The organism is Streptomyces sp. NPDC101151, assembly GCF_044768335.1.
Taxonomy (GTDB): Bacteria; Actinomycetota; Actinomycetes; order Streptomycetales; family Streptomycetaceae; genus Streptomyces.
In genome coordinates, this window is the sequence record NZ_JBIWPP010000016.1 from 1 (window position 1) to 12,343 (window position 12,343).

Annotated in this window: 14 protein-coding genes; 7 read left to right on the forward strand and 7 right to left on the reverse strand. The window is 70.0% G+C overall.

Going from position 1 to position 12,343, the window contains the following annotated elements; all coding sequences use genetic code 11:
- The first annotated feature begins 136 nt into the window (after positions 1–136).
- Positions 137–691: a DUF2087 domain-containing protein gene (locus ACIRU3_RS26420; RefSeq protein ID WP_404060809.1), complete on the forward strand. Its 555-nt coding sequence runs from the start codon at positions 137–139 to the stop codon at positions 689–691.
- Positions 692–698: 7 nt separating this feature from the next.
- Here the strand turns inward: ACIRU3_RS26420 and ACIRU3_RS26425 are convergent, their stop codons facing one another.
- Positions 699–1,658, reverse strand: coding sequence for a D-2-hydroxyacid dehydrogenase family protein (locus ACIRU3_RS26425; protein ID WP_404060811.1), 960 nt, complete (start codon positions 1,656–1,658; stop codon positions 699–701).
- Positions 1,659–1,851: 193 nt separating this feature from the next.
- Here ACIRU3_RS26425 and ACIRU3_RS26430 point away from each other — a divergent pair, with 193 nt between their 5' ends.
- Positions 1,852–3,861 (forward strand): hypothetical protein, encoded by a 2,010-nt coding sequence (locus ACIRU3_RS26430; RefSeq protein ID WP_404060814.1) that lies wholly within the window; start codon positions 1,852–1,854, stop codon positions 3,859–3,861.
- 88 nt (positions 3,862–3,949) lie between these two features.
- Here the strand turns inward: ACIRU3_RS26430 and ACIRU3_RS26435 are convergent, their stop codons facing one another.
- From ACIRU3_RS26435 to ACIRU3_RS26450, 4 genes are all read right to left on the reverse strand, one after another.
- On the reverse strand, positions 3,950–4,732 hold the full coding sequence (locus tag ACIRU3_RS26435) for an ABC transporter permease (RefSeq protein ID WP_404060817.1): 783 nt from the start codon (positions 4,730–4,732) through the stop codon (positions 3,950–3,952).
- The gene (locus ACIRU3_RS26440; RefSeq protein WP_404061258.1) at positions 4,729–5,721 is read right to left on the reverse strand and encodes an ATP-binding cassette domain-containing protein; all 993 of its coding nucleotides are present in this window, start codon (positions 5,719–5,721) and stop codon (positions 4,729–4,731) included. The genes ACIRU3_RS26435 and ACIRU3_RS26440 overlap by 4 nt, the downstream gene beginning before the upstream one ends.
- A gap of 110 nt (positions 5,722–5,831) precedes the next feature.
- Positions 5,832–6,677, reverse strand: coding sequence for a DUF4097 family beta strand repeat-containing protein (locus ACIRU3_RS26445; RefSeq protein WP_404060820.1), 846 nt, complete (start codon positions 6,675–6,677; stop codon positions 5,832–5,834).
- A gap of 66 nt (positions 6,678–6,743) precedes the next feature.
- Complete coding sequence (locus tag ACIRU3_RS26450) at positions 6,744–7,289, reverse strand: hypothetical protein (RefSeq protein ID WP_404060822.1); 546 nt, start codon at positions 7,287–7,289, stop codon at positions 6,744–6,746.
- A gap of 283 nt (positions 7,290–7,572) precedes the next feature.
- Between ACIRU3_RS26450 and ACIRU3_RS26455 the strand changes: the two genes are divergently transcribed.
- The 5 genes from ACIRU3_RS26455 (at position 7,573) to ACIRU3_RS26475 (ending at position 11,009) form a co-directional block, all read left to right on the forward strand.
- Positions 7,573–7,647: a 50S ribosomal protein bL37 gene (locus ACIRU3_RS26455; protein ID WP_100661309.1), complete on the forward strand. Its 75-nt coding sequence runs from the start codon at positions 7,573–7,575 to the stop codon at positions 7,645–7,647.
- Positions 7,648–7,792: 145 nt separating this feature from the next.
- A complete protein-coding gene (locus tag ACIRU3_RS26460; protein WP_404060825.1) occupies positions 7,793–8,026 on the forward strand; it encodes a hypothetical protein in 234 nt (77 codons plus the stop codon).
- A 24-nt stretch (positions 8,027–8,050) separates the two neighbouring features.
- A complete protein-coding gene (locus ACIRU3_RS26465; RefSeq protein ID WP_404060828.1) occupies positions 8,051–8,437 on the forward strand; it encodes a hypothetical protein in 387 nt (128 codons plus the stop codon).
- Between the two features lie 214 nt (positions 8,438–8,651).
- On the forward strand, positions 8,652–9,443 hold the full coding sequence (locus ACIRU3_RS26470) for a hypothetical protein (RefSeq protein ID WP_404060829.1): 792 nt from the start codon (positions 8,652–8,654) through the stop codon (positions 9,441–9,443).
- A gap of 648 nt (positions 9,444–10,091) precedes the next feature.
- Positions 10,092–11,009 (forward strand): alpha/beta fold hydrolase, encoded by a 918-nt coding sequence (locus tag ACIRU3_RS26475; protein ID WP_404060832.1) that lies wholly within the window; start codon positions 10,092–10,094, stop codon positions 11,007–11,009.
- Here the strand turns inward: ACIRU3_RS26475 and ACIRU3_RS26480 are convergent.
- Complete coding sequence (locus ACIRU3_RS26480) at positions 11,003–11,464, reverse strand: hypothetical protein (protein WP_404060835.1); 462 nt, start codon at positions 11,462–11,464, stop codon at positions 11,003–11,005. The genes ACIRU3_RS26475 and ACIRU3_RS26480 overlap by 7 nt on opposite strands.
- The gene (locus ACIRU3_RS26485) at positions 11,461–11,997 is read right to left on the reverse strand and encodes an RNA polymerase sigma factor (RefSeq protein ID WP_400060551.1); all 537 of its coding nucleotides are present in this window, start codon (positions 11,995–11,997) and stop codon (positions 11,461–11,463) included. The genes ACIRU3_RS26480 and ACIRU3_RS26485 overlap by 4 nt, the downstream gene beginning before the upstream one ends.
- Between the last annotated feature and the right edge of the window lie 346 nt (positions 11,998–12,343).

The window sequence follows — 12,343 nt, forward strand, 5'->3', positions numbered from 1 at the left end:
GGGAGATCCGCGACGACATCCACGAAGCGTTCCTCACTCTCGGATGCGCACTCATCTGCTGGCGACGCCTGAAGTCATTCCGATAGGAGTTCTTAATGAGAGGCGTCCGGTCCGGCCGTCCCTCTAACCTGCGGCCATGACCACCGACACCGACACGACCGACCGCGCCCGGCAGCTGATCGGGCTCCTCGCCGAGGAGCGCCGGCTGCGCGCCCTCGCCGCCGTGGCGCTGGGCGCGGACAGTCCCGAGCGGGTCGCGGAGGCGGCCGGGCTGTCCGCGAAGGACACGGCCCGGGCCCTGCTCCGGCTGCGCGAACAGGGAGTGGTGACGGACGGCGCGCCGGGCGAACTGGCCGTCTCCTACGACCTGTTCCGCGAGCTGGCCCGGCGGGAGCGACCTGCGCCCCGCGCGGGGGACGGCCCGGACGCCGTCCTGGACACCTTCGTCCGGGACGGGCGGCTGGTACGGCTGCCCGCCCAGTGGACCCGTAAGAAGCTGGTGCTGCGGCACATCGCCGAGCAGACCTTCGAGCCCGGCGCCGAGTACCCGGAACGCGTCGTGAACGAGCGGCTGCGGGCCTGGTGCGAGGACTCCGACGAGATCGACCATGTGACGCTCCGGCGCTATCTGGTGGACCTCCACCATCTGCACCGGAACGAGGGGATCTACCGGCGCCCGGTGACGGGCTGACGGAACCTCAGGGCAGGCGTCGTACCGGAGATCCCGTGAGGTAGGCCTGGATGTTCTCCACCGCCTGGCCGTAGTACGTCGTGTAGTTGGCCCGCGAGACATAGCCGAGGTGGGGCGTGGCGAGCAGCCGGGGCGCGGTGCGCATCGGGTGGCCGGCGGGCAGCGGCTCGGTGTCGAAGACGTCGACACCGGCGCCCGCGATCCGGCCCTCGCCAAGCGCGGCCAGCAGGGCGTCCTGGTCCACGATCGCCGCCCGGGAGGTGTTGACCAGGTAGGCGGTCGGCTTCATCAGGGCGAGTTCGGCGGCACCCACGAGACCCCGGGTCCGCTCCGAGAGGGCCAGGTGGACGGAGACGAAGTCGCCGGCGGCCAGCAGGTCCTCCTTGGAAGCGGCGAGGTTCACGCCCACCTCCGCGGCCCGCTCCTCGGTCAGATTCCGGCTCCAGGCGTCGACCCGCATGCCGAAGGCGAGCCCGACCCGTGCCACCCGGCTGCCGGTCTTGCCCAGTCCGAGCAGACCGAGCCGGCGGCCGTGCAGATCGGCACCGACGGTGGACTGCCAGGGGCCGCCCGAGCGCAGCGCGTTGCTCTCCTCGACGATCCCGCGGGCCAGACCCAGCAGCAGCGCCCAGGTCAGCTCCACCGGAGGCGTCGACGAACTCGCCGTACCGCACACCGTGACACCGTGCGCCTCGGCTGCGGCGTAGTCGATGACGCTGTTGCGCATCCCGGAGGCGATGAGCAGCTTCAGCCGCGGGAGGCGTTCGATCAGCGAGCGGGAGAAGACGACGCGTTCGCGCAGGGTGACGACGATGTCGTGGTCGGCGAGGGCCGCGGCCAGGGCGTCCTCGCCGTCGAGGTGCTCGCGCAGAGCGACGACCTCCACCCGGTCCTCGATCACCGACCAGTCGGCCGACTCGGTGGCCACACCCTGGAAGTCGTCCAGCACCGCACAGCGAAGTCGCATGTCGTCTCTCCCTTCCCGGCGGCGACTGTACCGACAGGTCCGGGGCCGGAATCCGGCGGAGTACCCCGGTCAAACGGAACGTGAATGCTCTCTTTCGATCAGGTGTACAACTCTTCACCCTCTTCCTACGTCGAACTGGCGAACAGCGGCGTTTGCCCCAGCGTGCACGCCATCCCGGAAGGGGAATCCGCCCATGACGATCCGTCGGTTGTGTGGTGTCCTGCGCGTGCGCGGGACGACCGACCTGCTCCTCGTGCTCCTGCTCGCTGCCGCCTTCGCCGCGCTGCCCGTCTGCGCGCTGCTGCCCTCCCTGTGGGGCTTCGCGGCGGCGTCGGCCGCGACCTGTCTCGCCGACGAGGTGCTGCACTCCAGGGCTCCGGGCTTCGTGCGCAGGCTGGCGACGCTGCAGCTCACCCGCCCGCTGCGGTTCGCCGTCCGTACGGTGATGCTGCTCGCGCTGGCCAGCCGGACGGACGCGCCGGACCCGGTGCTGGTCGCCGCGCTCGCCGTCTTCAGCGCCCACTTCGCGATGATGATGCTGTACACGGCGGTGCACCACGCCATCCGCCGGCGACGGGTGCTGCCGCTGGTCGTGCGCAACCTCGACATGAGCGGGCTGACCGTCCCGAAACAGCCGCCCGCTCTCCTCTACCGCCGCTTCCTGCGCAAGCTCCTCCACCTGGACCTGCCGGCCCACGCCGGCCTGCTCGCGGCACTGGCCGCCGGGACCTGGGGCCCGGCGTACGCCGGCTTCGCGCTCACCGTCGGCGTGACTCTTGCGGGAGTCCTCGCGCTGCTCGGCCAGTACCGCAGGGTCCGCCGCATGCCCGCCCAGGACGAGGTGTTCGCCGAGGTCAACCGCCAACTGGCCGGATACCGGCCCGAGGTGGCGCTCTACTTCAGCTTCGCCTCCGTCTCCCGTGACTTCATGTACCAGGTCAACATGTGGATCGAGACGCTGGAGCAGCTCGACCTGCGACCGGTGATCATCCTTCGGGAGCGTGCCTCGTTCCGCCATCTCAGCCGCACCTGGATCCCGGTGGTCTGCGTCCCCAAGGCCGACGACCTGGCCGAACTCGAACTGTCCGGCGTCCGGGTCGTCCTCTACCCGGGCAACGCCGGCAAGAACGTGCACATGCTGCGCGTCGCCGAGGCCAAGCACGTCTTCATCGGCCACGGCGACAGCGACAAGCTCGCCAGCAGCAACCGGGTCAGCAAGGTGTACGACGAGATCTGGGTGGCCGGCCGCGCGGGCCGCGACCGGTACCAGCGCGTACGGCACGCGATCAGTGACAGCGCCATCACCGAGGTGGGCCGTCCGCAGCTCTCCCCGATCCGCCTGCACGCCGAGCACACGCCCGGCCCGCTCCCCGTCGTCCTCTACGCGCCCACCTGGGAGGGCTGGAGCGACGACGACTGCCACACCTCGCTGATCCCGATGGGTGTGCCGCTGATCGAGAAGCTCCTGGCGGAGAACGTCCGCGTCATCTACAAGCCGCACCCGCTCACCGGCAAGCGCTCGGCGGAGGCGGCCGCGGCCGACAGGACGATCCGCGAGCTGCTGCGGACCGACAACGAGCAGCGCGGCGCCGCGGAGGCCGAGGCCGCGGTCGCCGCGGCGAAGCCCCGGCTGAGGGAGATCCAGACCCGCCTCGACGAACTGGCGGGCCACCTCGGCGGCGACGACGCCGAGCAGCTGCGTGAGGCCCGGGTGCCCGACCGCGCGGGGGCGGCCGAGTGGCAGGAACTGCGCGCCGAGTGGCACCGGATCTTCTGGGAGAGCCGGGGCCCGGTCCGCCACAACGTGATCCTCGGGCAACTGCCCACCCTCTACGAGTGCTTCAACCAGGCCGACATCCTCGTCAGCGACGTCTCCTCGGTCGTCGCCGACTTCGTGGCCGGCCTCAAGCCCTACGTCCTCACCAACGCCCACGACCTGCCCGACGCCGAATTCCGGGCCGCCTACACCACCGCCGGCGGCGCCTACCTCCTCGACCGGGCGTGCATCCGCCTCCCGGAGATCCTGAACTCGGTCCGGGCGCCGTACACCGACCCGATGGCCCCCGACCGCCGCATCCTCAAGGAGTACGTCCTCGGCCCGGACCACCCGACCTCCATGGACCGCTTCAACACCGCGGCGAACACCCTGGCCGCGAAGGCGACGGCGGAGCGCGCGGAGACGACGACGCAACTGGCGGCCTGAGCGACACCGGCGGCCCGGGCGACGTGCGAGGGCGGGGTGCTCACTCCCTTCCGGTGAGTGAGCACCCCGCCCTCGTGTGTTCCTGTGCTCAGCGCGTGGTGGTGCTGTTGAAGAGCGACCGTGACCAGACGTAGCCGACCAGGGCGATACCGGCGCACCAGGCGAGCGAGATCCAGCCGTCGTTGCCGATCTCCGAGCCGGAGAGCAGGCCGCGCAGTGTCTCGGTCATCGGCGTGAACGGCTGGTACTCGGCGAACCAGCGCAGGCCCGGCGACATCGAGTCGGCCGGCACGAACGCCGAGCCCAGGAACGGCAGGAACTGGATGAGCAACGGCTTGTTGCTCGCCGACTCGACCGTCTTGGAGATCAGGCCGAGCGCCGCGGACAGCCAGGTCACCGCGAACGCGATGGCCGCGAGCAGCCCGGCCGCCGCCAGCCACTCCAGCGGGTTCGCGTCGGACCGGAAGCCGATCGCGAGTGCGACCCCCACGACGAGCACCATGCTCACCATGGTCGTGATGACGCTGCCGATGACATGACCCGTCATGAACGAGGAGCGCGTGATGTTCATGGTGCGGAAGCGGTTGATGATGCCCTCGGTCATGTCGGTGCAGACCGCGATCGAGGTCGACATCGAACCGGCGGCCACCCCCATGATGATGACGCCGGGCGTCAGATACTCCAGATACGCGTCCCGGCCGCCGCCCATCCCGGCGCCGATCGAGTCCCCGAAGGCGTACACGAACAGCAGCAGCATCATGATGGGCATCATGGAGGCGCCCAGCGACACGGCCGGATAGCGCTGCGCGTGCTTGAGGTTGCGCCGCAGCATCGTCATCGAGTCGTGCACGGCGTAGGTGAGGGTGCTCATCGCAGGGTCTCCTTCACGTGGAGCGCGGTGCCGGGGGTGCCGTCGCCGGTCAGGGCGAGGAACACGTCGTCGAGGTCGGGGGTGTGCACGGAGAAGTCGGCGGCGCGGACACCGGTGGCGTCGAGCCGGTCGAGGAGGGCGCGCAGCGCGTCGAGACCGCCGTCGCCCGCGACGCGCAGGGCGAGCTCCTCGTCGTCGCGGGCCGCGCCGGGGAGTGCGGCGGCCGCGCGCTCGTACTCGGCGGGCTCCGTGAACCGCAGCCGCACATGGCTGCCGGGGATCTGGGCCTTGAGCTGGTCGGCGGTGCCCTCGGCGACGATCCGCCCGCCGTCGAGGACGGCGATCCGGTCCGCCAACTGGTCGGCCTCCTCCAGGTATTGCGTGGTGAGGAAGACGGTGACACCGCCCGCCACCAGCGAGCGCACGATCTCCCACATGGTGCGGCGGCTGCGCGGGTCGAGCCCGGTCGTCGGCTCGTCGAGGAAGATCACCTTCGGGTCGCCGACCAGCGTCATGGCGAGGTCGAGCCGGCGCCGCATACCGCCGGAGAAGGTCGCGGCGCGCTTGTGCGCGACGTCCGCGATGCCGAACCGCTCCAGCAACGCCTCGGCCCGCTTGCGCCCTTCGCGCTTGCCGAGCCGCAGCAGGTCGGCCATGAGAAGCAGGTTCTCCTCGGCGGTGAGCAGGTCGTCGAGCGCGGCGAACTGCCCGGTGACGCCGATCGCGGCGCGCACGCCGTCCGGCGACGTGGCGACGTCGTGGCCGGCGACCTGGGCCCGGCCGCCGTCGGCGGAGATGAGCGTGGACAGGATCTGCACGGTGGTGGTCTTGCCGGCACCGTTCGGCCCGAGCAGCGCGAACACGGTGCCGGCCGGGATGCGCAGGTCGATGCCGTCGAGGACGGTCTTGTCGCCGTACGACTTGCGCAGATCGGCGGTGGAGACGGCGGCGGGCGGCTGCTGGCCGCTGCCCTGCCTGGGCGTGGGCATGACAGATGAAGGCATGGAGCCCTCCCGTTCGAAGGCTGAAGTGGCTGTGGGGTTGTAGGAGACGAGGCCGGAGCCCGGGGCGTGCTCAGGGAGCGGGGGAGGAGGGATGCTCAGGCCTTGGCGCGGAGGACATCGATGTTGCCCCAGTTGGTCCGTGCCCGTACCTGAACGGTGTCCTCGGTCTGCTCCGGGGCCTCGGACGTGGCGAGCATGTTGCGCACCTGCCCGCGGTGGGAGCTGACGTCGAGCCAGGCGGCAGTGCCCTGGCGGACGCCGATCTCGATGGAGCCGTTGGAGGTCTCCAACTGGACAGCGCCACGGGCGACTTCGGCGATGCGCAGCGGGCCGTTGGTCGTGGTACCGGTGACCGACGCCTCGGCGCGCGCGATGTCCATGGGGCCGTTGGCGCCTTTCACCCGCAGCTCGCCGGTCACGGCGCCGACGATCGTGGCGCCGTTCGCGTTCTTCAGGACGGCGGGACCGTCGATGACGCCGACGCGCACGTTGCCGGTGCTGCTGGTGATCTCGGCCAAGCCCTCGACCCGGTCCACGGCGATCGAGCCGTGCGACGCGGTCAGCGTCAGCGGGCCGGTGGTGTCGAGGCGGACGTCACCCACCGTCGTCTTCACCCTGACCTCGCCGAGCCGGCCCTCGCCCTGCACCTGGGCCATGGAGCCGGTCACCTCCACCTGCGAGCCCGTGGGCAGTTCGACCGCCACATCGACGACGCCGGAGGGCCCGAAAAGCCGGCGCCCCTTGGGCGTCCTGACGGTCAGCAGGCCGCTCGCGTAGGCGACTTCGGTCTGCTCGGCGGCCCGCACGTCCTGGTCCTTCTTCGGGTCGCGGGGCCGTACCTCGACGAGGGTGTCGAGCCGGTCGGCGGCGATGAGCCGGATGGACCCGCACTCCACCTGGGCGGTGACGGAGATCGTCGTGGGCGTGTCGAAAGAAGGCATGGCTGTCCCGTCCTCTTGGCTCTCAGGGTGAAATTCCGGGTGAATTCGGGCGGGCGGAGCGCGCGGCTAGCGAACCCAGCCCGTGAAGCTCTGTCCGACGGTGCGGGTGGTGGCGCGGGTGGTGTGGGTGCTTCCCGTCGTACGGGACGAGGTGCCGCCGTCGACGGCCGCCGACACCGCCCGCACCAGCCACGCGTTGACCGACAGGCCCTCGCGGCTCGCGGCATCCTCGGCGCGCGCCTTGAGGTGGGCGGGCAGCCGCAGATTGACGCGGGCGGTGCCGCCGTCGTCGCCTTCGGCGGCAGCCGGGGCCGGCGCCTTGAGCGGCTCGGCGGGTCCGCCCTCCTGCTCCTCGTACACCTCGTCGCGTGGCGGCCGTGTCACCACGAAGTCGGGGTCGAGCCCGCGCAGCCGTACGTCGACCGAGCCCGGGGCGAGGTCACGGGTGATCTCGTCCATCGCCGCGGAGAGCACGTTGAGCATCGTCAGGCGGGTCGCCGACTCCAGGGGAGCGGTGAGCCGCTCGGCCAGCTCGCGCGCTTCTTCACCACCGGCTTCGGCGGCCACCGCGAGTTCGCGGCGGAGGTTGTCGACGTACGGCGTGAGGTCCATGACGCCATAGTGGCACCATGGTGGCGCCATGCGCAAGCCTCGGCGAGCCATGATGGCGGCGCGAAGTTAATCCGACAGTCCTGACCTGTGAAAACGTGCCGACAGTGAGGTGCGTCAATGCGATGCCACGCAGAGCCTCGGCCCCTCAGTGGTGTCACTGATGGCACCACGTGATGCCACGATGTGGTGGGCACCGCGCCTGCGGCACCGCTGATGCGGACGCTCCGGGCCGAATCTAGACTGGCGAATGCCCAGAAAATGCCTAATCAGGGAGATGTGCGCCATGGCGAAGCGAGGGAACAAGCGACGCGCCCGCAAGAAGAAGAAGGCCAACCACGGCAAGCGTCCCAACGCCTGAGCGTTGTTCATGGGTTCAAGCAGCCCTTGCACCGCGTCCTGGTGTGAGCCGGGCTCCTGAAGAGGGGGGCCGCCTCCGGCCGGTGCCGTCTCCTGCCACAATGCCGCGATGCGCCGCTGGTCGCGGGTCGGGGAAGGGGACGGCGTTGATCATTCGTGGGGTGCTCGCGCTGTGTGTGCTGCTCGCGGGCAGCACCTGCCTGGCGGTGGCATGCGGCTACCGGGGTGTCGACGTGTGGGTGTGGGACTGGGCGGACGTGGTGGTCAGGCGGCGCACCCGTTACGGAACGCCCTGGAGGAGCCTTGCGATCATGCGGATCTGCTTCGGGTTCGCGGGAGCCTTCTTTCTGCTGGGCGAGCTGTACGCCGTGGTGCACTGACGGCGGCCTGCGTCGCCTGTCGTCGTGCCCGCCCCGACCGGTCCCGCTGACTCGTGGAATTTCCACCGGGATCTGGGGCCGGCAACCGTGTGGGGTTACTGGGCCAATAACCAGCCGGTGCTGGAGAACTACTTCACCGGTCCACCGATTCCGCCGGAACCGGACGAAGTGAAGTCCAACAAGGACACGTTCAAGTCCTATCCGGAGACCGTGACCAGAATCATCATTCAGGAATTCACCCCGCCGACGCGTACGATCGCGTCGATTCCGGGAAGCGGCACCGAGTATCCGGCGACGTACATCCACCACTGTCACATTCTCGAACACGAGGACGACGACCTGATGCGCCCTGGACGATCGTCCGGACCGGCGACGAGTATCCGAAGCAGGAGCATGGATCCAGGCCCATGAGCGGGTGAGGCGACGACCGGTCGTCCCGGCCCCCGGAAAAAGGAAGCTGTTCGGCCGACGAAGCGAGCTGCCGTGCCGGGCGTCGCGAGCGCAAAAGGCGCTCGACCTGTGATCATGAAGCGTTCATTGAAAGTGATCGTCGAGAAGCTCCAGGGCGCGGGGCCGATGCGCCGCCGCCGTGTGGCGCTCGCGGGAACGCGCTGTAGGTGATGCGGTGAACTGGTTGACCTCGCTGCCGGCGGCGGCGCTGGTGGTGGGCGGGCTCCTGCTCGCCGTCCTGGTCGCGGCCGCGGCGCGGGTCTGCGTCCGGGCGCTCGTACCGGTCGGGGAACAGGACCGGGTGCCGCAGATCGCCATGCCCCTGATGCCGACACTCGGCGCCGCCTTCGCGATCTTTGCGGCACTCTCACTGGCCAGTGAGGCCGGCTATCTGCGCGCGGCGGAGGGATTGGTGAGCGACGAGGCGGCCGCGGCCTCCCGCCTGGCATGGGCGTCGACGAGTCCGCGAGTCCGGTCGGAGCCGATCCATGCGGCACTGCTGGACTACTTGCGGACCACGCGTGCCAAGGAATGGGTGGGGACAGCAGCGGCGTCCGGCGACGACCCGGCCACCGCTCGCGCGATCGCCCGGCTGGAGCGGAGTGTGCGCGCCGAGGCGGCCCGGCCCGAGGTGGGCACCCCGACAGGCACGGAGCTGGTGGTCTCCCTGGACGCTGTCACCAGCAGCCGTCGCGCTCGGATCGCCGCCGCCGAACGCGACGTTCCCGCGCTGTACGTCGTCACGCTCGTGGTCAGCGGGCTGGCCTTGATCGTGAACTCCGGCGCACTGGTCTTCCGCAGCAGCCTGCGAACGTCCTTGCTCGTCGTGGGCGTTGCGAGTGTGGTCGGGCTGAGCCTCGCGTTGCTCTTCGCACTCAGCGCGCCCTGGGGTGGACCGTTCATCGTCAGCGGGCATCCACTCGACGCCATCGTCGTGGACCTGAAGTCCGGTTTCTTTCGGCAGTAGGCGGTGGGCGCGACGAGTACGCCGACGACCGATCACGGGGGGCTGTGACCTGCGGTTGCTCGACCGTCATGCTTCTGGTCGGTCACGGCAGTCAGGCCACGACCGAGGCGGTCCACCGCAAGCGGCTCCGGTCCGTGATCACGAAGGGCGCCGAGGCGAAAACGACATCTTCGCGGTCGGTGAGGGCAATGCGGTGGCTCGAGGAGCTCTGGCCGATTCGGCTGGACACGGCTTTGTGAGGGGTAGCTCTTCCGCGGCCGTTCGGCTCCTGGCTGCCGAACGGCCGCCGGGCCACGAAAACGAACAAATGTCCTACGCCTGAGAGGCAGACGCATCTTCACAGCTCACCGGCAGCCGGCCAACATGCTTTCTCATCCGTTGCGGGAACGGCACCTGCCACCGTCGTGGAGTATCAACGCAGCGCGAGCAAGTGCCGGCCGCCGCCTCTGACTGCGGCAAGCGACTCACTCGGGTTTCGAATTCCCGGTGTGCTGTGGCGCCTCCCGAGGTGGTGAACATCTGCTGCCCGTTCTCGTTCTCGTTAACGAAGCCAACTCCCAAAGTCCGTTGGAACCTTCGCCGGACCGGCCGCCTCCTGGCAGGACAAACGCAGCACCATCCGTCCGGACGTCCGGCGAAGGGAACTTCATGAACACCACGTTGCTCAGCGATCGCGCGATGCCCCATCTCGACGGAGTCGAGCACCGCTACCTCACCGTGCGCGGCGCACGCTTCCACATCGCCGAGGCCGGCCGGGGCGAGCCCGTGGTCCTGCTGCACGGCTTCCCCCAGCACTGGTACGCCTGGCACAAGGTGATCCCGCTCCTTGCTGGTTCGTACCGGGTCATCTGCTTGGATCTGCGCGGATTCGGCTGGTCGCAGCAGACCCGGCGGGGTTACGACACCGATGCGCTTGGTGCCGATGTGCTCGCCGTGCTGGACGCGCTGGGCGTGGACCGGGTGACGCTGGCCGCCCACAACTGGGGTGCGGGGGTGGGCTTCCGGCTCTGCCAGCAGGCCCCGGAGCGCTTCCGTGCCTTCCTCGCCCTGAACATGGCTCACCCCTGGACGCCGCACCGCGCTGTCCTGCCCAACCTGTGGCGGATGTGGTTCACGGCGCTCATCGAATACCCGGTCCTCGGCCGCCTGGTGCTGCGCCACTGGCCGGCCTTCACCCGGTATCTGCTGCGGCGCGGTCCTGCCGGGCCAGGGCTGTGGACTCAGGCCGAGCTGACCGAGTACGCCGAGGCGACCCGGGCCTCGGCCCACGCCGGCCAGTCGCTGTTCTGGCAGTACGTGGTGCGCGACATCCCGGCCGGCCTGCGCGGCACCCACCGCCGTCGCAGGCTGACCGTGCCGACGCTGGTCCTGGGCGGCGAGCTCGACCCGGTGATCCCTCCGGCACTGCTCGCCGGCGACCCGTACGCCGACAACCTGACGGTACGGATCGCACCGGGCGCGGGGCACCAACTCCCTCAAGAACGTCCAGAATTGGTGGCCAGGTCGATTCGCGACCTGTGCCAGGGAGCGCCTGTGGAGGATCCGGCCGGGGGCAGCGCCTACTGACGGAGCGCGGCGCGCCGCTCCACCTCCCGGAAGAAGGCACGGGCCCGCCGTTCCCCGAGCAGCCGCCGGTAGAGCCGCTGCAGGGGGCCGAGGACGGCGGGCCGCATCGCACCGCACACCGCGAACCGGGTGCAGTCACCGTCCGGCACTGCCGCCATGCCCATGGTCACCAGACGGGACTGCATCAGACACCAGCCGGGGGCGAGCCGCACGTCGAAGGTCCCGCGGAACCCGATCGCATCCACCGCTCGCGCCGACTTGCGCGCGCTGTCCCCAGCCGGGACGCGGAACTCCCGCACGAACGAGAGGAGATGAGGCAGCTCGCCCTCCAGGTCGGCGACCACCGCCCACACCTGTTCGAAGGGCAGCCCGATGCGTCGTTCGGCATACAGCGGAGCGCGCAGCCCTGCGGCCACGACCCGCAGCCGGGCAACCGGGTCGGAGGTGCCGTTCACCGTGTCCACGCCTTCCGGAAGGAGGAACGGGCCCTGCTCAGTCGTGACTTCACGGTGCCCTCGGGTATGTCGAGCAGCCCGGCCGTGGTCCGTTCGTCGAGGCCCTCGAGCTCGCGCAGCACAAGCACGGCCCGCTGCTGAACGGGCAGCCTGGCCAGCAGGTCCCGAATCTCGGCAGCGATTTCCGACCGGTCGATCGCCGGGAGCGCATCGCGCAGCCTGGCGATCTCGGCCGGCTCGGCGGGAGTCTCCCGTGCGGACCGGCGGGCCACCCGGACGGCCTCCCGCACGGTGACCGCCCGCACCCACCCGTAGAACGCCATCGGGTCCCGCAGTCCGCGCAGCCCCCGGAAGACGGCGAGCAGCGACTCCTGCACGGCGTCGGCGGTGTCGGCCGGGGCGATGGGGGCGCAGAGCCGGGTGACGTAAGGCGTGACGAGTTCGAGCAGGTCGTCCATGGCGAGCGCGTCGCCGCTCCGGGCGGCCCGCACGAGAGGAGCAGCCACGTCCCAGGGTCTGCCATCGTCATTCATCGACGTACAAACTACTGAGCCGCGATTCATCCCCCATCGCCGGGCCACGAGATCTTCTACCGGGAGGCGGGCCCGGCGGACGCGCCCGCGCTGCGGCTCCTGCACGGTTTCCCTGCCGGCAGCTGGGCTCTGGCCGCTCGCCGAAGCTTGGCCGTCGGCTTCGCATTGAGTTCGTTGTCAGGACGACCAACTTCGTTGTCCGAGGACACCCCTTGAATCAGGTCAAACGGGACGGTCCTTTTCCAGAGGTTGTCCATACATCCCAGCTGATCACCGCCTGTATTGATCACGAGCGTTGTTGACAGCCAGGGTGCTTGATCATGGCAAAGACCTCCGGTGTGGTGGA

Bases quoted from the DNA above. Each gene is read 5' to 3' on its own strand.
- ACIRU3_RS26420 (WP_404060809.1), top strand. From the start codon at position 137: ATGACCACCGACACCGACACGACCGACCGCGCCCGGCAGCTGATCGGG.
- ACIRU3_RS26425 (WP_404060811.1), bottom strand. From the start codon at position 1,658: ATGCGACTTCGCTGTGCGGTGCTGGACGACTTCCAGGGTGTGGCCACC.
- ACIRU3_RS26430 (WP_404060814.1), top strand. From the start codon at position 1,852: ATGACGATCCGTCGGTTGTGTGGTGTCCTGCGCGTGCGCGGGACGACC.
- ACIRU3_RS26435 (WP_404060817.1), bottom strand. From the start codon at position 4,732: ATGAGCACCCTCACCTACGCCGTGCACGACTCGATGACGATGCTGCGG.
- ACIRU3_RS26440 (WP_404061258.1), bottom strand. From the start codon at position 5,721: ATGCCCACGCCCAGGCAGGGCAGCGGCCAGCAGCCGCCCGCCGCCGTC.
- ACIRU3_RS26445 (WP_404060820.1), bottom strand. From the start codon at position 6,677: ATGCCTTCTTTCGACACGCCCACGACGATCTCCGTCACCGCCCAGGTG.
- ACIRU3_RS26450 (WP_404060822.1), bottom strand. From the start codon at position 7,289: ATGGACCTCACGCCGTACGTCGACAACCTCCGCCGCGAACTCGCGGTG.
- ACIRU3_RS26475 (WP_404060832.1), top strand. From the start codon at position 10,092: ATGAACACCACGTTGCTCAGCGATCGCGCGATGCCCCATCTCGACGGA.
- ACIRU3_RS26485 (WP_400060551.1), bottom strand. From the start codon at position 11,997: ATGAATGACGATGGCAGACCCTGGGACGTGGCTGCTCCTCTCGTGCGG.